Source organism: Azospirillum sp. UENF 112521, from assembly GCF_058780665.1.
Window position 1 is genome coordinate 1,206,226 of sequence record NZ_JBSNCI010000002.1, and the last position, 19,182, is coordinate 1,225,407.

A 19,182-nucleotide genomic window follows, 5' to 3' on the forward strand; every position below is an offset into this window, starting at 1 on the left:
GCTCCGGCCGGATTTTCCCGGTCCGCTTACCCCGCAGCCGCCAGAGTGTTAAACTGGCGGTCGACGACCCGAGCTCTGGCGGATGGAACAGGTGAACAGGGGCGCGCAGAGTGTTTCACAGCGTTCCAAATGTCGCGTTCCGGCCCTGTCCGCTGCACGCTCCGTCCTATCGCGGCTTGACTTTCGCCCGCGTCCGGTGTGGTGTGTCGGACCGCTTTTTCCGCCGGAATCCGCCCTTTTCAAGGTGTTTCGACCCATGCACCCCTACCGCACGCACACCTGCGGCCAGCTTCGTGAAGAGAATGCCGGTGAAACCGTCCGCCTGTCGGGCTGGATGAACCGGAAGCGCGACCATGGACAGCTGCTGTTCATCGACCTGCGCGACCATTACGGCCTGACGCAGTGCGTGGTCGATACTTCCAACCCGGCCTTCGAGGTCGCGAACCGGCTGAAGCTGGAATCGGTCATCACCGTCACCGGCAAGGTGGTGAAGCGCACGGCCGAGACCATCAACGACAAGCTGCCCACCGGCCGTATCGAGATGCAGATCGCCGAGCTGACCGTGGAAGGCGAGGCGGAGCAGATCCCGCTGCAGGTCAACCAGGACACCGATGCCGGCGAGGACGTCCGCCTGCGCTACCGCTTCCTCGACCTGCGCCGCGAGCGCATCCACGAGAACATCATGCTGCGCTCGCGCGTGATCGCCTCGGCGCGCCGCCGCATGATCGACCAGGGCTTCACCGAATTCCAGACGCCGATCCTCACCGCCTCCTCTCCGGAAGGCGCGCGTGACTATCTGGTGCCCAGCCGCAACCATCCCGGCAAGTTCTACGCCCTGCCGCAGGCGCCGCAGCAGTTCAAGCAGCTGCTGATGGTCGCCGGCTTCGACCGCTACTTCCAGATCGCCCCCTGCTTCCGCGACGAGGACGCCCGCGCCGACCGCAGCCCGGGCGAGTTCTACCAGCTCGATTTCGAGATGTCCTTCGTCACCCAGGAAGACGTCTTCGCCGCCATCGAGCCGGTTCTGCACGGCATCTTCGACGAGTTCGGCAGCTTCCGCCGCGACTCGAAGCCGGTCATCGACGGCCTGCCGTTCCGCCGCATCTCCTACGCCGAGTTGATGCTGAAGTACGGCAACGACAAGCCGGACCTGCGCAACCCGCTGGTCATCACCGACGTGACCGAGGTGTTCAAGCGCGACGACGTGGAATTCCGCGCCTTCAAGCAGACGCTGGAGAAAGGCGGCGTCGTCCGCGCCATCCGCGCGCCGAAGGTCTCCGACCGTCCGCGCAGCTTCTTCGACAAGCTGAACGACTGGGCCCGCGGGCTCGGTGCTCCCGGCCTCGGCTACATCGTCATGGAGGCCGGCGGCGGCAAGGGTCCGATCGCCAAGTTCGTGCCGGAAGCCGCCCAGGCCGCCCTGCGCGAGCTGGCCGGCCTCGAGGACGGCGACGCGATCTTCTTCGTCTGCGACCAGCCCGGCCCGGCGGCCAAGCTGGCCGGCTTCGCCCGCACTCGCATCGGCGAGGAGCTGGACCTGATCGAGAAGAACGCCTTCCGCTTCTGCTGGATCGTCGACTTCCCGATGTACGAGCTGGACGAGGAGACCAACAAGGTCATCTTCAGCCACAACCCGTTCTCCATGCCCCAGGGCGGCCTGAAGGCGTTGCAGGAGAAGAACCCGCTGGAGATCAACGCCTACCAGTACGACATCGTCTGCAACGGCGTGGAACTGTCCTCGGGCGCGATCCGCAACCATCTGCCCGAAGTGATGTACAAGGCCTTCGACATCGCCGGCTACCCGCCGGAGGAACTGGAAGCCCGATTCGGCGGCATGCTGAGCGCCTTCAAGCTGGGCGCCCCGCCGCACGGCGGTTCGGCCCCGGGCATCGACCGCATCGTCATGCTGCTGGCCGACGAGCCGAACATCCGCGAGGTCATCGCCTTCCCGCTGAACCAGCGGGCCGAAGATCTGCTGATGCAGGCCCCGGCTCCGGTCGACACTGCGCGTCTGCGCGAGCTTCACCTCAAGCTCGACCTGCCGAAGCCGAAGGTGGCCGCTCCGACGGCGCCTCAGGCGTAAAGGACGAGTATTCCCGAGAATTGGAGAGGCCGCGCCATTGAGGCGCGGCCTTTTTCAGTTACGGAAACATCCTCGACTTTCCGGCGATTTTCCTGGCTTTGATGCTATCGATGGCATCGATAAAGCTCTGCCGCGTTGCTTCCTGACCGAATTCGGCCTCGATGGGCTTCAGAGTGAACATGACGGCCGCCATCGATTGGTAGAAGGACATGTAGGTCAGGTTCAGCCCGGCGCCGGCCACGGCCCCGGCGATCGGTACCGATTGCGCCACGATCTTCGGCGACAGCGTTATCGCGAAGCGGCTGGCGATCTTCGTGATCATTTCAGCCAGCTTCGGCGCGGCAATGTTCGCTCCGACTCGCGAGGCAACGAAGAGGGCGTCCGCCTCGTCGTCATCGTCCAGGGGACCGCCAAGCGCGAAGACCTGGAGACAGGCGAGCTGTACCGCCGGGTCCTTCAAATCCGCACCCATGGAGCGGGCCACGTCGGCGATGGACCGAAGGATCGCTGTGGTGGTCACGGGCAATTCCGCCAGAATCCCCGGCGCCCCGAAAAAGCCACCCGCCGCACCGGTCGCGGCACCCAGCAACTTGTAGAGGCCTTTCGACGCCTCCTTGCCCGTCTCGCCATCCATGTTCAGGATCGCGACCTTGAACGCCTGGTCGAGCGCCGATCGAAGCGTATCGTGCAGGGAACTGCGAATGCCCTCGGGCAGCAGGTTCAACGTGCCGTCGACGGTGCTGCCCAGCTTGGCAACCGCGGACATCAGGATGCCCTGCGCCGCCATATATTGCTCTGCGGCGCCCTCCACCGCGGACAAGGCTTTCGAGTCCAAAGTCATCTGGTTCATCCACTGAAATAGACCGCGATACGCTGCGCCGCCGGTCTGACGGGAGCGGCCGAGGCTGAGCATCTGGCGCCCCTATAACGATGAGAATGCGGAGAGAGGATCACAACGACAAAAAGACTCTCCGTACCTGCGTGGCTGTTGCCAAAGTGATGCAAGAGAGCTATGTAAGCGCCGTCGTCAAAACCTCACGCGGGCTGGCGGACCCTCGGTTTTACCCCGATGGCCCGATCCGGTGTCTTCAGCCATGGTTTCCATGCGCTGTCGACAATGCCCGCGGCGGAGCAACCGGAAAAAGGGATTTTTTCCACATGACCATGCCCACCTTCACCATGCGCCAGCTGCTGGAAGCCGGTGTCCACTTCGGCCACCACACCCGCCGCTGGAACCCGAAGATGAACCAGTACATCTTCGGCGTGCGCAATGGCGTGCACATCATCGATCTCGAGCAGACCGTCCCGATGCTGCACCGCGCCCTGCAGGCCGTGCGTGACGTCGTCGCCGGCGGCGGCCGCGTCCTGTTCGTCGGCACCAAGCGCCAGGCCCAGGAGCGCATCGCCGAGGCCGCCGCCAAGTGCGGCCAGTACTACGTCAACCACCGCTGGCTCGGCGGCATGCTGACCAACTGGAAGACGATCTCCCAGTCGATCAAGCGCCTGCGCGAGATGGAAGAGCGTCTGGGCGGCGACACCTCGGGCCTGACCAAGCGCGAGATCCTGGAGCTGACCCGCGAGCGCGACAAGCTGGAGCGTGCGCTGGGCGGCATCAAGGAGATGGGCGGCCTGCCGGACGTCATCTTCATCATCGACACCAACAAGGAGTCGATTGCGGTCAAGGAAGCCAACAAGCTGGGCATCCCGGTCATCGCGGTCCTCGACAGCAACTCCGATCCGGACGGCGTGGCCTTCCCGATCCCGGGCAACGACGACGCGCTGCGCGCCATCGAGATGTACTGCGACCTGACGGTCGGCGCCGTGCTTGACGGCCTGCAGGCCGAGATGAGCGCCGCCGGCATCGACGTCGGCGCCGCCGAGGACGCCCCGGCCGAGCAGCTGCCGGAAGAAGAGACCGCCGAGACTGCCGCCCAGGCCTGACCCTGACGGTTGAAGGGCAGCCGGGCCTTATGACCTATGGCCCGGCTGCCTTTTTTATGGGCTGCCTTTTTGATGGGTTGCCACCCGTTTTGACTTTGTGACTCAATCCGATCCGCCTGCCGGATCGCTTGGAAGGAAGAGGGCGCAACATGGCCGAGATTACCGCCTCGCTCGTCAAGGAACTGCGCGAGAAGACCGGCGCGGGCATGATGGACTGCAAGAAGGCGCTGAACGAGACGCAGGGCGACCTCGAGGGCGCCGTCGACTGGCTGCGCAAGAAGGGCCTCGCCGCCGCCGCCAAGAAGTCGGGCCGCGTCGCCGCCGAAGGTCTGGTCGCCGTCGCCACCGCCGGCACCAAGGGTGCCGTCGTCGAGGTGAACGCCGAGACCGACTTCGTCGCCCGCAACGACAAGTTCCAGGCTTTCGCCGCCAAGTCCGCCGAGCTGGCCCTGGCCACCGGTGGCGATGTCGAGACCCTGAAGGCCGCCGCCTATCCGGGCACCTCGCACACCGCCCAGGACGAGCTGACCAGCCTGATCGCCACGGTCGGCGAGAACATGAACCTGCGCCGCGCCGTCACGCTGTCGGTTTCGGCCGGTGTCGTCGTCAGCTACGTCCACTCGGCCATCGCGCCGGGCCTGGGCAAGATCGGCGTTCTGGTCGCCCTGGAGTCGACCGGCGATGCCGGCAAGCTGGCCGACCTTGGCAAGCAGATCGCCATGCACATCGCCGCCGCCCGTCCGGACGCGCTGGACATCGCCGACGTCGACAGCTCGTCGCTGGAGCGTGAGCGCAGCGTGCTGGCCGAGCAGGCCCGTGCTTCGGGCAAGCCGGAAGCCATCATCGAGAAGATGGTGGAAGGCCGCGTCCGCAAGTACTACGAGGAAGTCTGCCTGCTGGAGCAGACCTATGTGATCGACGGCGAGACCAAGCTCCGCAAGGTGGTTGAGAACGCCGCCAAGGACATCGGCGCCCCGGTCAAGGTCACCGGCTTCACCCGCTTCGCGCTGGGCGAAGGCATCGAGAAGGCCCAGTCGGACTTCGCCGCCGAAGTTGCCGCCGCCGCCGGCGGTCAGGGCTGAGACCGGCAAGGTCGAACGCTTAGATCCGCAAGCCGTATTCTGAAACAGCAAGGGAGCGTTCCCCCCATGGTCGATACCACCGGGACCACCACGCCGGCCGGGAGCGCCCGCTACAAGCGCGTTCTCCTCAAGGTGTCGGGCGAAGCGCTGATGGGTCAGCGCGACTATGGCCTGGACCCGGAGATGGTCAACCGCATCGCCAACGAGGTGAAGGCGGTGATCGGGCTCGGCGTCCAGGTCTGTCTGGTCATCGGCGGGGGGAACATCTTCCGGGGTGTGAAGGGTGCGGCGAGCGGCATGGAGCGTGCCTCGGCCGACTATATCGGCATGCTCGCCACCGTGATGAACGCGCTCTCGATGCAGAGCGCGCTCGAGCGGATGGGCGTCAGCACGCGGGTGCAGTCGGCCATCCCCATGTCGACGGTCTGCGAGCCCTACATCCGGCGCCGCGCCGTCCGCCACATGGAAAAAGGCCGGGTGGTGATCTTCGCCGCCGGCACCGGCAATCCCTTCTTCACCACCGACACCGCTGCGGCGCTGCGCGCCTCGGAAATGGGTTGTGACGGTCTGCTGAAGGGGACGCAGGTCGATGGCGTCTATACCGCCGATCCGAAGAAGGATCCGACGGCCGAGCATTACGAACGCCTCACCTACATGGATGTCCTGACCAAGGAACTCCAGGTGATGGACGCTTCGGCGATCGCGCTGTCGCGCGAGAACCACATTCCCATTCTGGTCTTCTCGATCCACACGCCCGGCGCCTTCGCCGAAGTGATGCAGGGCCGTGGCAAGCACACCATCATAACGGAAGAAAGGGAGTAGGCCCGTGGCTGCGCCCGACCTATCGGATCTGAAGCGCCGCATGGAAGGCGCGCTTGAACTCGTTTCGCAAGGAACTGGGCGGCCTCCGTACCGGCCGCGCCTCTTCCAACCTGCTGGAACCGGTGATGGTGGAGGCCTATGGCAGCCGCATGCACCTGCGCGAGGTCGCGACGGTCTCCGTTCCGGAGCCTCGCCTGATCTCGGTCCAGGTCTGGGACCGCGGCATGACCAAGGCGGTCGAGAAGGCCATCCGCGACAGTGGACTGGGCCTGAACCCGCAGGCCGAAGGCCAGGTTATCCGCGTGCCGCTGCCGGATCTGACGCAGGAGCGCCGCGCCGAACTGGCGAAGGTCGCCCACAAGTATGCCGAGCAGTGCCGGGTCGCCATCCGCAACATCCGTCGCGACGGCATGGACGGCCTGAAGAAGGCGGAGAAGGCGAGCGAGATCACCCAGGACGAGCACAAGGTCCAATCGGACAAGGTGCAGGTTCTGACCGACCAGCACATCAAGCTGGTCGACGATTCGCTTGCGCAAAAAGAAAAGGAAATCATGCAGGTCTGATCCGGAATGCGCGACGCGGACGACAACCGGTCCAACACGGCTCCTGGGCACGTCGCCATCATCATGGATGGCAATGGGCGCTGGGCCAAGGCGCGCGGCTTGCCGCGCACCGCCGGGCACAAGAAGGGCGTGGACGCCGTCCGCCGCACCGTGGAAGCGGCGCGCGAACTTGGCATCGGCACTCTGACCATCTTCAGCTTCTCCTCGGAGAACTGGCGCAGGCCGGAAGAGGAGATCAGCGACCTGATGGGCCTGCTGCGCTTCTATCTGCGCAGCGAGGTTGCCGAACTGCACCGCGGCGGTGTCCGCCTGCGGGTGATCGGCGACCGGACCCGCCTGTCCGAGGACATCAACCGGCTGATCGACAATGCCGAGGCATTGACCCGCGACAACCGGACCATGACCCTCGTCGTGGCTCTCAGCTATGGTTCGCGCCTGGAGATCGTCCATGCGGCGCGCCGGCTTGCGGAAGAGGTCGCTGCCGGCCGCCTCTCGCCGGAGTCCATCGACGAGGACGCGCTGTCGGCCCGGCTCTACACGTCCGACATTCCCGACCCCGACCTGATCATCCGCACCAGCGGCGAGAAACGGATCAGCAATTTCCTGCTCTGGCAGGCGGCCTATGCCGAGTTGGTCTTCGTCGATACGCTCTGGCCCGATTTCACCAAGCGCGATCTGGAGGCGGCGATTGAAGAGTTCCACCGACGGGAACGCCGCTTCGGCGCCACCACCGCCGGGTCCCGCTGACAGCGCGGCGCCCGCCGCCGCGGCTCCGGTCAAGCCATCCAAGACAGGCGACCTCAAGGTCCGTGTCCTGTCGGCGCTGGTCATGGCGCCGGTTGTTCTTGGCGCCGTCTGGGCCGGCGGCTGGGTATTCCATGCCCTGATCGCCTTCGGATCGGTGATTGCCGTTTCCGAATGGACCAGCATCGTTCCCAGTTCCCGCCGGCTTCCCGCACGCCTGATGGCGAGCATCGGAATCCTGGTTGCGCTGATGGTGCAGATCGTCGCCGGTCCGGCTGCCGGGTTGGGAGCGGCGGCTGCCTTCGCGGTTTTGACCGCCATCGTCGGCGGCGGCTCCGACCGCGGCCTGCTCGGCTTCGGTGTGCTGTATGTCGCAGTCGGGATGGCCGGCCTGATGTGGCTGCGCGATCTGCCCGACAGCGGGCTCTCCCTGTTCCTCTTCGTCCTCATTGCCATCTGGGCTACCGATATCGGCGCCTACGCCGCCGGGCGCAGCATCGGCGGCCCGAAGCTGGCGCCGCGCATCAGCCCCAAGAAGACCTGGGCCGGCCTGATCGGCGGCATGGCTGCGTCCGCCCTGTTCGGCTGGCTGGTGGCGCTCGCCTTCGGGGCGGCACGTCCCGACATCGCTCTGGCGGTCGGCGCGGCCACCGCCGTGGTCGGGCAGGCCGGCGACCTGTTCGAATCGGCGGTCAAGCGGCGCTACAATGTGAAGGACAGCGGCCAGCTCATTCCCGGGCATGGCGGCATCCTCGACCGCATCGACGGGCTTCTGGCCGCTGCCCCGGTGCTGGCCTTGTTCCACGCGGCCGTTGGATCGGTTCTGTCATGGTGGTGAAAGCGGATGCGCCGCGCAGCGTGACGATTCTCGGGTCGACCGGCTCGGTCGGCACGCAAACCGTCGACCTCGTCTCCCGCGACCCGGAGCGCTTCCCGGTTGAGGCGCTGACCGCCAACCGCAACGTCACCCTTCTGGCGCAGCAGGCGCGGCAGTTGAATGCCCGCATGGCCGTGGTCGCCGATCCTGCTGCCTATGCCGAGTTGAAGCAGCTTCTATCCGGTACCGGCATCGAGGTCGCCGCCGGCTCCGAAGCGGTCGCCGCCGCGGCGGAACGGCCGGCCGACTGGGTGATGGCCGCCATCGTCGGCGCCGCCGGTCTGGAGCCGACGCTCGCCGCCATCCGGCGCGGCGCCATCGTCGCCTTCGCCAACAAGGAGGTGCTGGTCTGCGCCGGCGCCCTGATGATGGAGGAGGTCAAGGCGCACGGCGCTACGCTTCTGCCGGTCGACAGCGAGCACTCGGCGATCTACCAGGTCTTCGATTTCGAGCGCACCGACAGCGTTTCCCGCCTGATCCTGACCGCATCCGGCGGTCCCTTCCGCGCCAAGGACCGCGCCTTCATGGCGGCGGCGACGCGCGAGCAGGCGGTGGCCCATCCCACCTGGGACATGGGCGCCAAGATCTCGGTCGACAGCGCCACGATGATGAACAAGGGGCTGGAGCTGATCGAGGCCCATTTCCTGTTCGGCATTCCCGAAGAGCGCATCGATGTGCTGGTCCACCCGCAGTCGGTCATCCACTCCCTGGTGGAGTATGTCGACGGCTCGGTGCTGGCGCAGCTCGGCACGCCCGACATGCGCACGCCCATCGCCTATGCCCTCGGCTGGCCCGCCCGCATTGCCACCCCGGCGGAGCGGCTGGATCTGGTCAAGGCCGCGACGCTGACCTTCGAGGCGCCGGATCCCGTGCGATTCCCGGCACTTCGGCTGGCCCGGGCTGCCTTGCAAAGCGGTGGGGGCGCTCCTACTATACTCAGTGCCGCCAACGAGGTGGCCGTCCAGGCGTTTCTCGACCGCCGGATCGGCTTTCTCGACATCGAACGGATCGTCGAGGAGACGTTGACGGCGTTGCCCCACCGCCCGCTGCGCGATCTCGCCGCCGTGCGGGAGGCCGACGCGGATGCGAGGCGGGATGCCGCCGGCCGTGTTGCGGCCATCGGTGCGACGGCGGTTGGCAGCCGATGATCCGTGTTCGAGGCGCTGGAAGGCGCAAGGGTTGAAATGGACGTTATCGGCGGTTTCTGGACCTCGGTGTTGGCCTTCCTTCTGGTCCTCACCGTGCTCGTGTTCGTGCACGAGCTTGGTCACTATCTGGTCGCGCGGCGCAATGGCGTGCGGATCGAGACCTTCTCCATCGGCTTCGGGCCGGAGATCTTCGGCTTTACCGACCGTGCCGGCACGCGCTGGAAGTTCAGCGCTCTGCCGCTCGGCGGCTACGTCAAGATGTTCGGCGACGCCGATCCGGCCAGCACGCCGGGCGCGCATCTGACCGCAATGTCAGCGGAGGAGCGTGCGGTCTCCTTCCACCACAAGCGGGTGGGGCAGCGCGCGGCCATCGTCGCTGCCGGTCCGATTGCCAATTTCGTCTTTTCCATCGTCGTGCTGGCCCTGCTGTTCATGACGGCCGGCCAGTCCTTCACCCCGCCTGACGTCGGCGGCATCCAGCCAGGCAGTGCCGCGGAGCGGGCCGGCATCCAGCCGGGCGACCTGATCCTGTCGGTCGACGGCACCGGCGTCCAGCGATTCGAGGAAATCCGCCAGATCGTTTCGATCCGTCCCGGCCAGCCGCTGGCGGTCGAGTTGAAGCGCGATGGCCGGGTGATGACCCTGACCGCGACGCCGGATTCGCAGACCGTCACCGACCAACTCGGCAACGCCCATCAGATCGGGCTGCTCGGGATCAGCCGCGGCAGCGTCGGTATGATGCGCCACGATCCCCTGACCGCCGTCTGGCAGGCGGGACGAGAAGTCGCAGGCATGATCACCGGCACCTTCACCGCGCTGGGCCAGATGGTCCAGGGATCGCGCGGGACGGAGGAGCTGGGCGGGCCGCTCCGCATCGCCCAGATGTCGGGCGAGGTGGCCCAGTCCGGCTGGTATCCGCTGGTTTGGTTCATGACCTTCCTGTCGGTCAATCTGGGGCTGATCAACCTGTTCCCGGTCCCGATGCTCGATGGCGGACACCTGCTTTTTTACGGGATCGAAAAGCTGCTCGGCCGGCCGTTGGGAGCGCGAGCGCAAGAATACGGTTTCCGAATTGGATTGGCCTTGGTATTAACGCTCATGGTCTTCGCCACGTGGAACGACTTGGTTCAGTTGCGCGTGGTCGATTTCTTCCGGGGACTGGTTTCCTAAAGCCAGCCCCTTGCCAGGGAGCGTGATTTGCCGGTGTCGAGCAAAGTTCTGGTGGCGGGCCTGCTGGCCGGCTGCGCCATGACGACGGTGTCTGTCGCCCACGCCCAAACCGCATCCTCGCCCGGACGGGCGACGGGTGCCACGGGGTCCATGGTCGCCCAGGTGTTCAGTGGCGGTACGGTGCGCGACATCCGGGTCGAAGGCACCCAGCGAATCGAGCCCTCCACGGTCCGCTCCTATCTGACGATCCAGCCGGGCGACCCGTTCGATCCCGACCGGATCGATCAGTCGTTGAAGTCGCTGTTCAACACCGGCCTGTTCGCCGACGTCGTGCTGAAGCGCGAGGGCGATGCACTGGTCGTGACGGTCGCCGAAAACCCGATCATCAATCGCATCGCGTTCGAGGGGAACCGGCGCATCGACAAGGAGACGCTGGATAAGGAAATCCAGCTGCGTCCCCGCGTCGTCTACACGCGCACCCGTGTCCAGTCCGACGTCCAGCGCATCCAGGACATCTATCGCCGCCAGGGCCGCTTCGGCGCGACGGTCGAGCCGAAGATCATCCAGCTCGACCAGAACCGCGTTGATCTGGTGTTCGAGATCAACGAGGGCGTGCGCACCGGTGTGCGCGGCATCACCTTCATCGGCAACGAACATTTCTCGGACGGCACCCTGCGAGAGAACGTCCAGACGAAGGAATCGGCCTGGTGGCGCTTCCTGACGTCGGATGACAATTACGATCCCGACCGGTTGAGCTACGACCGCGACCTGCTGCGCCGATTCTATCTGAAGGAAGGCTATGCCGACTTCCGCGTGGTGTCTGCGGTCGCCGAGTTGACGCCGGACAAGTCGGACTTTTTCATCACCTTCACCATCGAGGAAGGTGAGCGTTACAAATTCGGCAAGGTCGACATCAACACCTCGCTGAAGCAGCTCGATCCGGCCGTTCTGCAGAACAGCGTGCTCACCACCGAGGGCGATTGGTACAACGCCCAGAAGGTTGAAGACACCATCACCAAGCTGACGAACGCTGTCGGCGATCTGCAATACGCTTTCGTCGATGTCCGGCCGCGGATCACGCGCAACCGCGAAACCCACACGATCGACATCACCTACGAGATCAACGAAGGGCCGCGCACCTTCGTCGACCGCATCGACATCTCGGGCAACGTCCGCACGCTCGACAAGGTGATCCGTCGCGAGATGCTGCTGTCCGAAGGCGACCCCTTCAACTCCTCGAAGTTGAAGCGCTCGGAACAGCGCATCAAGGATCTTGGTTTCTTCGAGCGCGTGAACATCACGACCGCCGAGAGCAGCGCGCCCGACCGCACCGTGGTCAATGTCGATGTCGCAGAGCAATCCACCGGTGAAATCTCCATCGGTGCCGGCTTCTCGACCTCCGACGGTCCGCTGGGTGACTTCTCGATCCGCGAGCGCAACCTGCTTGGCCGCGGTCAGGATCTGCGTCTGGGTGCGACCCTGTCGGGCCGGCGCCAGCTGTACGATATCTCCTTCACGGAGCCGTACTTCATGGACCGCGACCTGTCGGCCGGCGTCGACGTGTTCCGGACACGCTACAACTACCAGGATGAAAGCTCGTTCAACGAGAAGAACACCGGATTCGCCCTGCGCCTCGGCTATCCGCTGACCGAGCGCCTGCGCCAGCGCGTCTACTACCAGCTGCAGGACACGCTGATCGAGGAAGTGCCGACGACCGCGTCGAAGTACATCCAGGAGCAGCGCGGCGAACGGCTGACCTCGCTGATCGGCCAGGAGCTGACCTACGACGTCCGCAACAGCAAGCTGACGCCGACGGAAGGTTATTTCATCCGCCTGACCAACGACATTGCCGGCCTCGGCGGCTCGGTGCGCTTCCTGCGGAACAAGCTGGCCGGTGGATACTATCTGCCGCTCGGCGATGACCAGTGGGTGCTCAGCACGACCGGTGAGATCGGCTACATCCACGGTCTCGGCAAGAAGGTGGATCTCGGCGACCGCTTCTTCATCGGCGGCGATACCCTGCGCGGCTTCAACACCGCCGGCATCGGCCCCCGCGACGTTTCGACCGGCGACGCGCTGGGTGGTACGCGCTATGCCCGTGCGTCGGTGGAGATGAGCTTCCCGTTCGGCCTGCCGGAGGAATTCGGCCTGCTCGGGCATGCCTTCACCGACGTCGGCACCCTCGGCAAGGTCGACATCAAAGATTCCGAACGTGAAGGATGACGAGAGCATCCGCGTTTCCATCGGCACCGGTGTGTCGTGGAAGTCGCCGTTCGGCCCCATCCGGCTCGACGTTGCGCTGCCGATCCGCAAGGAAGGCTACGACAAGAAAGAGCTCGTCCGCTTCAGCTTCGGAACCAGGTTCTAAGATGCAATCCACGCTGTCCAAGACGCGGCTTCGCGTCGCCCTTCTGTCGGTCGTCACGGCTGCCGGTCTCGTTCTTACCGCAGGTGCTGTTCAGGCCCAGTCGGCGCCCAAGGCCGAGGCTCCCAAGGCGGAAGCTCCCAAGACCGATGTGCCGGCGCCGGGTGCGGAGCTGAAGGCTCCGGTCATTGCCGTGATCGACGTGCAGAAGATCATGCAGGAATTGAACGCGTCGAAGGGCATCACCAAGTCCTTCGAATCGCTGCGCGACTCCTACCAGAAGGAAATCTCCGCGCTGGAGGACAAGCTCCGCAAGAACGAGGACGAACTGCGCAAGCAGCAGACCGTTCTTTCGCCGGAAGCGCTCGCTACCAAGCGCCGCGACTTTGAAAAGCAGGTCGCCGACGTCCAGAAGACGGTGCAGACCCGCAAGCGCGCCCTGGAAACCAGCCTGAACGAGGCGATGGCCGTCGTTCACAAGACGATGGTCGAAGTGGTCGCCGACATTTCCCGTGAGCGGGGTGCCAATCTCGTCCTGGCCCGCCAGCAGTTCGTTCTGGTCGACACTCAACTCGACGTTACCGACATGGTGATGGAGCGGGTGAACAAGAAGCTGCCGCAGGTTGCACTGAACGTTCCGAAGCAGTGATGCAACTCTGACCGGGGCCGCTGCCATCCCGGGTGGAAGGCGGCGGCCCCGTTCTGTTTCCGGTCTCGGTGCTCTTCCGGGTTCGGCGTTGCGGTCGCCGCGGAAATGGGGCAAGAAGGCGGAGCAAACAAGAAGGTGCCGGTGGCCCCCATCGGGGCGGCGGTGCCCATTCCCTGAAACGGGGAAAACTGAACTCTATCGGTTGGTGGAAAGGCGGGCGGCCGGGCAATGGACGTGACGGCGGACAACAGCGCACAAAGCAACAAGATCGACGACATCGACATCCTGCGGATCATGAAGATGATTCCGCATCGCTACCCGATCCTGATGATCGACCGGGTGATCGATGTCACGCTGGGCGAAGGCGCCACCGGCGTGAAAAACGTCACGATCAACGAACCCTTCTTCCAGGGGCATTTCCCGTCGCGTCCCGTGATGCCGGGCGTGCTGATCATCGAGGCGATGGCCCAGACCTCCGCCGTTCTGGTGGTTGCCACGCTGGGTCCGGATGCCGAAGGCAAGCTGGTCTATTTCATGACCGTCGACGAGGCGCGTTTCCGCCGTCCCGTCACCCCCGGCGACACCATCCACATCCACGTCACCAAGCAGCGCCAGCGCGCCAACGTGTGGAAGTTCAAGGGCGAGGCCAAGGTCAACGGCGTCCTCGTCGCCGAAGCCGTCTATTCCGCCATGATTCTGGACGAAAAATGACCGTTACCATCCATCCGTCCGCCATCGTCGATCCCGCGGCCAAGCTGGGGGAAGGGGTCAGCGTCGGCCCCTTCTGCGTCGTTGGTCCCGACGTCACGCTGGGCGATGGCGTTCGGCTGGTTTCGCATGTGGCGGTCGCTGGGCGCACCAGCATCGGTGCGGACACCGTCATCTACCCCTTTGCGTCCATCGGCCATCGCCCGCAGGATCTGAAGTTCCATGGCGAGCCGTCGGAGCTTGTCATCGGTGCCCGCAACCAGATTCGCGAGCATGTGACGATGAACCCGGGCACCGAGGGCGGCGGCATGATCACCCGCGTCGGGGACGACGGGCTGTTCATGATGGGCTCGCATGTGGCCCATGACTGCGTCGTCGGCGATCATGTCATCATGGCCAACAACGCCACCCTGGGCGGCCATGTGACGCTGGGCGACTATGTCATCATCGGCGGGTTGTCGGCGGTGCGCCAGTTCGTGCGCATCGGCTCCCACGCCATGATCGGCGGCATGTCGGGCGTTGAGAACGACGTGATTCCCTTCGGTCTCGTGATGGGCGACCGGGCGCGGCTTGCCGGCCTGAACCTTGTGGGGCTGGAGCGTCGCGGCTTCAAGAAGGACGACATCCACGCCCTGCGTGCAGCCTATCGCATGCTGTTCGGTCCGGAAGGCACCTTCGCCGAGCGGGTCGACGGGGTCGGGCGCGATTTTGGCGAGCGGGCGCTGATTTCGGATGTTCTGTCTTTCATCCGGGCCAAGGAAGCCCGGTCTCTTTGCCAGCCGCGCGAGAGCTGAGGCAGCCGGCCGATGGCCGATACCGCGCAAAGCACAGGATCGCCGGCGGCTGGACCCAAGCTGGCGATCCTCGCCGGCGGCGGCACGCTGCCCGCCCGCATCGCCGAAGCGGTGCGTGGGCAGGGCCGTGAAGTCTTCATCATCGCCTTCGACGGTCATACCGATCCGCAGACGGTCGCGGGGCTTCCGCATCTCTGGAGCCGTTTCGGCGCTGCCGGCACGATCCTGCGCCGCCTTCACGAGGAAGGTGTCGGCGAGGTCGTGCTCGCCGGTCCCGTCAGGCGACCGTCCTTTACCGAACTGATGCCGGATTGGCGCACCGCGCGCTTTCTCGCCCGCGTCGGGACACGCGCTTTGGGCGACGACGGCCTGCTGCGCGCCGTCGTGCGCGAGGTCGAAGAGGACGGGTTCCGTGTGGTCGGTTTGCACGAACTGCTGAAGGATCTGCTGACCGTTGCGGGACCGGTCGGCCGGCTGATGCCCGATGCCGACGCGGAACGCGACATTGCCCGCGGGATCGAGGTTGCCCGTGCCCTTGGCGCGCTCGACGTGGGGCAGGGAGCGGTGGTTCAGCAAGGCATCGTCCTCGCGGTCGAGGCGATTGAGGGGACCGATGCGATGCTTGGCCGCTGCGCCGGAGTGATCCGGCCGGGCCTTGGCGGGGTGTTGGTCAAGGTGAAGAAGCCCCGGCAGGACCGCCGCATCGACCTGCCCACCATGGGTGTCACCACCGTGGAACGTGCTGCGGCCTCGGGGCTGCGTGGCATCGCGGTCGAAGCCGGCGGCAGCCTGCTGGTCGACCGTGCCGCGGTGGCCGAGGCGGCAGACCGTCTTGGCCTGTTCGTCGTCGGCATCGAGATTCCGCAATGACTGCCGGTGACATGGATGACGATGTTGTTGGCGATGCACCGACGCTGTTCCTGATTGCGGGCGAGCCGTCCGGCGATGCGCTTGGCGCCCGGTTGATGGCGGCGGCGAAGCGGCTGACCGGCGGCAAGGTGCGCTTCGTCGGCATCGGCGGCGAGCGGATGACGGCGGAAGGGCTGGTCAGCCTCTTTCCGATGGCGGAGCTGACACTGTTCGGCATTTTCGAACTGCTGCCCCATTTGCCGAACCTGATCCGTCGCATCGACCAGACGGTGGCTGAAATCCTGCGCATGCGTCCCGACGCGGTGGTCGGTATCGACTCGCCCGGATTCACGGTGCGCGTTGCGAAGAAGGTCCGTGCGGCCGATCCGGCAATTCCGTTGGTCCATTACGTGGCTCCGACGGTCTGGGCATGGAAGCCCAAGCGCGCGGCGAAGTATGCGGCCATCTACGATCACCTTCTTGCGGTGCTTCCGTTCGAGCCGCCCTATTTCGAGAAGGAGGGGCTTGCCTGCACCTTCGTCGGCCATTCGGTTGTCGAGGGTCGGGCGGGCAGGGGAGACGGTCCGGGATTCCGGCAACGCCATGGGATTGCCGCGACCGACCGTGTCGTGGCCGTGCTTCCAGGCAGCCGCAAGGGCGAGGTGTCGCGCTTGCTGCCGGATTTCCGAGCGACGTTGGAACTGCTGCGCCCGTCCCATCCCGATCTGGTGGCGGTGGTGCCGACTGTGGCGACGGTGCGCGACCGTGTTGCTGCCGCCATTGCTGACTGGCCGGTCCGAACCCTTCTTGTCGAGGGGGACACGGAGAAATACGACGCCTTCGCCGCGGCGGAGGTGGCGCTTGCCGCTTCCGGGACGGTGGCGTTGGAGTTGGCGCTTGCCCGGCTGCCGACGGTCATCGCCTATCGCCTCAACCCGGTGACGGTCGCGCTCTATCGGCGGCTGATCCGGGTCAAGTATGTGAACCTCGTCAACCTGATGCTCGACCGCATGCTGGTTCCGGAACTGCTGCAACAGGACTGCCGCCCCGATAAGCTGGCGGCCGAAGTGGGGCGCCTGCTGGACGATCCGAAGGCGCGCCAAGTGCAGGTCGACGGCGTCGCCGAGGTTGCCCGCTGGCTGGGGCAGGGAGATATCCCGCCGAGCGAACGGGCCGCGCGCGCCATTCTGGACGTTGTCGCAGAGCACCGCTCGATCAGGCCCCTAGAGGGCAAACCCCGAACGGGAGAACAGAGACCATGAGCGAATTCCGTCTGTTGCATACGATGCTGCGCGTGTTGGATCTGGAGAAGTCGCTGGACTTCTACACCCGGCTGCTGGGTATGAAATTGCTGCGCCGAAACGACTTTGAGGGCGGCCGTTTCACCCTCGCCTTCGTCGGCTATGGCGAAGAGTCCGACACCGCCGTCTTAGAACTGACCCACAACTGGGATCAGAAGGAGCCGTACGAGATCGGCACCGCCTATGGCCACATCGCGCTGGGCGTACCGGACATCTACGGCACCTGCGAGAAGCTGGCGGCCGAAGGCGTGAAAATCCCGCGTCCGCCCGGCCCGATGAAGCACGGAACCACGGTGATCGCCTTCATCGAGGATCCGGACGGCTATAAGGTCGAGCTGATCGAGCGGAAGTGACCGTTCGCGACATTACCGCTTTCGGGAAAGGGCGTGGTCGGTGACGGCCGCGCCCTTTTTCGATGCGGTCGGCTCATCGACAGGAATCCGGCGGAATCGCGTCCGGTAACTTGCCGGGCTGAGGCCCAGCCTTTGCCGGAAATGATGGCGCAGGGTGGAGGCGGAACCGAAGCCGGTCAAGGTCGCGACCTCCTCCACTGGCAGGCTGCTGCATTCCAGCACCTCGCGGGCGCGGGCGAGACGTTCGGTCAGCAGCCAGTCGCCGGGGGTGGTGCCGGTCATCGCCTGAAAGCGGCGCAGAAAGGTCCGCAGGCTCATGCCCGCCCGCGACGCCATGCTGGACAAGCTATGGTCCTCTGCCAGCGTTTCCCGCAGATGGTCGAGCAGGGGGGCCAGGCGCGCACCCTCGCGGGCAATCGGCACGGGCGTTTCGATGAACTGCGCTTGGCCGCCTTCGCGGTGGGGCTGCACCACCAAGCGGCGGGCGACGCTGTTCGCAGCCTCCGGGCCGAAATCGCGACGAACAAGATGCAAGCAGAGGTCGATGCCGGCCGCGCTGCCGGCCGAGGTCAGAATGTTGCCTTCGTCCACATACAGCACATCGGGCACCACCCGGATGTCGGGATAGAGGTCCGCAAGCGCTGCGGCATATCGCCAGTGAGTGGTCGCCCGGCGGCCGTTGAGCAGACCGGATGCGGCGAGAACGAAAGCCCCGGAGCAGATCGACAGGATGCGGGCGCCCCTGGCGTCGGCCTGTCGAAGGGCGGCAGTCAATGCAACGGGAACCGGCTCCAGTGCGCCGCGCCATCCGGGAATGACGATGATGTCGGCTTGGTCGAGCAGGTCGAGACCGCCATCCGCCTCGATGCGGATGCCTCCCATGGCACGCAACGGGCCGTCGTCGAGTGCCGCAACGGCGAAGCGATACCAATCCGGTCCCAACTCCGGACGGGGAAGGCCGAACACCTCGACGGCGACACCGAACTCGAAGGTGCACAGACCGTCATAGGCGAGTGCGACCGCCAGCGGGGAAATGGCTTTTGGCATGAACTGCACGATAGCTGGCAACCGCGCCACTTTCCAGCCGATGCCGTCACAGGGAAGATTGGATCCTCATCATTCATCGGGCAATTGCGAAGAGGATAGCATGGCCAGTCTCGTCAGCGAAATACCCGCCGCTCCTTCCGAACAGGCGGAGGCGCACTTTGCCAGGCGCCTGTCGCTGGAAACCGATTGCTGGGATGTTCACAACTCATCGAAGTCCGGGGCGCCGGATTTCGTCCTGCTCGATGTCCGCGGGCCGGCAGCTTACGCGCGTGGCCATGTGCCGGGTGCCTTGAACCTGCCACATGGCAAGATCACGGAGCGGCGGATGGCCGAGTGGCCTGATGGGACGCTGTTCGTGGTGTATTGCGCCGGCCCCCATTGCAACGGGGCGGATCGTGCGGCATTGCGTCTGGCACGGATCGGGCGGCCGGTCAAACTGATGATCGGCGGCGTGACCGGCTGGATCGACGAAGGCTTCGCGTTGGAAAGCGACGGCTGAGGGACTGCCTCAGACGAAGACGATCCCGGCGATCAGCGCCAGGATCAGCAGATAGACGATCAACCGGCGGACGCGCCAGCCAAGCGGCGCCCGATTGTCGTTGGCCGGCGGGCGCAGACGCACCCGCCGGGCCGGAACGATGTACGCAGTCGGGTCCTGGGCGGCTCCGTTGGAGCCGCCCATTCCG

At 65.5% G+C, this 19,182-nt stretch carries 18 protein-coding genes and 2 pseudogenes; 17 read left to right on the forward strand and 3 right to left on the reverse strand.

Annotated elements, in window-relative coordinates; all coding sequences use genetic code 11:
• The first annotated feature begins 256 nt into the window (after positions 1-256).
• Entirely contained in the window at positions 257-2,083 is a 1,827-nt protein-coding gene (gene aspS / locus ACWPN8_RS08005) for an aspartate--tRNA ligase (RefSeq protein WP_492240447.1), read from the forward strand.
• A gap of 58 nt (positions 2,084-2,141) precedes the next feature.
• Here aspS and ACWPN8_RS08010 read toward each other — a convergent pair whose 3' ends face one another.
• Positions 2,142-2,996 carry an EcsC family protein gene (locus ACWPN8_RS08010; RefSeq protein WP_109447372.1) on the reverse strand — a complete coding sequence of 285 codons (855 nt, stop codon included), beginning with the start codon at positions 2,994-2,996 and terminating at the stop codon, positions 2,142-2,144.
• Between the two features lie 245 nt (positions 2,997-3,241).
• Between ACWPN8_RS08010 and rpsB the strand changes: the two genes are divergently transcribed.
• The 15 genes and pseudogenes from rpsB to gloA all read left to right on the forward strand — a co-directional run bounded on the left by rpsB (position 3,242) and on the right by gloA (position 17,449).
• Positions 3,242-4,024, forward strand: coding sequence for a 30S ribosomal protein S2 (gene rpsB / locus ACWPN8_RS08015; protein WP_098739982.1), 783 nt, complete (start codon positions 3,242-3,244; stop codon positions 4,022-4,024).
• Between the two features lie 149 nt (positions 4,025-4,173).
• Positions 4,174-5,106, forward strand: a complete 933-nt coding sequence (tsf, locus tag ACWPN8_RS08020) for a translation elongation factor Ts (protein ID WP_492240448.1) — start codon at positions 4,174-4,176, stop codon at positions 5,104-5,106.
• 66 nt (positions 5,107-5,172) lie between these two features.
• On the forward strand, positions 5,173-5,928 hold the full coding sequence (gene pyrH, locus ACWPN8_RS08025; RefSeq protein WP_109447368.1) for a UMP kinase: 756 nt from the start codon (positions 5,173-5,175) through the stop codon (positions 5,926-5,928).
• Between the two features lie 40 nt (positions 5,929-5,968).
• Positions 5,969-6,491, forward strand: a pseudogene (gene frr / locus ACWPN8_RS08030) (ribosome recycling factor).
• A 6-nt stretch (positions 6,492-6,497) separates the two neighbouring features.
• Entirely contained in the window at positions 6,498-7,238 is a 741-nt protein-coding gene (locus ACWPN8_RS08035; RefSeq protein ID WP_109447365.1) for an isoprenyl transferase, read from the forward strand.
• Positions 7,180-8,073, forward strand: coding sequence for a phosphatidate cytidylyltransferase (locus ACWPN8_RS08040; protein ID WP_492240449.1), 894 nt, complete (start codon positions 7,180-7,182; stop codon positions 8,071-8,073). Before ACWPN8_RS08035 ends, ACWPN8_RS08040 begins: the two co-directional genes overlap by 59 nt.
• On the forward strand, positions 8,064-9,260 hold the full coding sequence (locus ACWPN8_RS08045) for a 1-deoxy-D-xylulose-5-phosphate reductoisomerase (RefSeq protein WP_492240450.1): 1,197 nt from the start codon (positions 8,064-8,066) through the stop codon (positions 9,258-9,260). The genes ACWPN8_RS08040 and ACWPN8_RS08045 overlap by 10 nt, the downstream gene beginning before the upstream one ends.
• A 36-nt stretch (positions 9,261-9,296) precedes the next feature.
• Complete coding sequence (rseP, locus tag ACWPN8_RS08050) at positions 9,297-10,430, forward strand: RIP metalloprotease RseP (RefSeq protein WP_492240451.1); 1,134 nt, start codon at positions 9,297-9,299, stop codon at positions 10,428-10,430.
• A gap of 27 nt (positions 10,431-10,457) precedes the next feature.
• Positions 10,458-12,798: pseudogene (gene bamA, locus ACWPN8_RS08055) on the forward strand (outer membrane protein assembly factor BamA).
• Between the two features lies 1 nt (position 12,799).
• On the forward strand, positions 12,800-13,444 hold the full coding sequence (locus ACWPN8_RS08060) for an OmpH/Skp family outer membrane protein (RefSeq protein WP_492240452.1): 645 nt from the start codon (positions 12,800-12,802) through the stop codon (positions 13,442-13,444).
• A 228-nt stretch (positions 13,445-13,672) separates the two neighbouring features.
• Positions 13,673-14,155: a 3-hydroxyacyl-ACP dehydratase FabZ gene (fabZ, locus tag ACWPN8_RS08065; RefSeq protein WP_109447354.1), complete on the forward strand. Its 483-nt coding sequence runs from the start codon at positions 13,673-13,675 to the stop codon at positions 14,153-14,155.
• Positions 14,152-14,946, forward strand: coding sequence for an acyl-ACP--UDP-N-acetylglucosamine O-acyltransferase (gene lpxA / locus ACWPN8_RS08070; protein WP_492240453.1), 795 nt, complete (start codon positions 14,152-14,154; stop codon positions 14,944-14,946). Before fabZ ends, lpxA begins: the two co-directional genes overlap by 4 nt.
• A 12-nt stretch (positions 14,947-14,958) precedes the next feature.
• Positions 14,959-15,816 carry an LpxI family protein gene (locus tag ACWPN8_RS08075; protein ID WP_109447350.1) on the forward strand — a complete coding sequence of 286 codons (858 nt, stop codon included), beginning with the start codon at positions 14,959-14,961 and terminating at the stop codon, positions 15,814-15,816.
• A gap of 11 nt (positions 15,817-15,827) precedes the next feature.
• Entirely contained in the window at positions 15,828-17,057 is a 1,230-nt protein-coding gene (lpxB, locus tag ACWPN8_RS08080) for a lipid-A-disaccharide synthase (protein ID WP_492240454.1), read from the forward strand.
• Positions 17,054-17,449 (forward strand): lactoylglutathione lyase, encoded by a 396-nt coding sequence (gene gloA / locus ACWPN8_RS08085; RefSeq protein ID WP_098739969.1) that lies wholly within the window; start codon positions 17,054-17,056, stop codon positions 17,447-17,449. The genes lpxB and gloA overlap by 4 nt, the downstream gene beginning before the upstream one ends.
• A gap of 12 nt (positions 17,450-17,461) precedes the next feature.
• Here the strand turns inward: gloA and ftrA are convergent, their stop codons facing one another.
• Positions 17,462-18,496 (reverse strand): transcriptional regulator FtrA, encoded by a 1,035-nt coding sequence (gene ftrA, locus ACWPN8_RS08090; RefSeq protein ID WP_492240455.1) that lies wholly within the window; start codon positions 18,494-18,496, stop codon positions 17,462-17,464.
• Positions 18,497-18,596: 100 nt separating this feature from the next.
• Between ftrA and ACWPN8_RS08095 the strand changes: the two genes are divergently transcribed.
• On the forward strand, positions 18,597-18,995 hold the full coding sequence (locus ACWPN8_RS08095; protein WP_492240456.1) for a rhodanese-like domain-containing protein: 399 nt from the start codon (positions 18,597-18,599) through the stop codon (positions 18,993-18,995).
• Between the two features lie 9 nt (positions 18,996-19,004).
• Here the strand turns inward: ACWPN8_RS08095 and ACWPN8_RS08100 are convergent, their stop codons facing one another.
• Entirely contained in the window at positions 19,005-19,178 is a 174-nt protein-coding gene (locus ACWPN8_RS08100; RefSeq protein WP_158285394.1) for a hypothetical protein, read from the reverse strand.
• Positions 19,179-19,182: the final 4 nt, after the last annotated feature.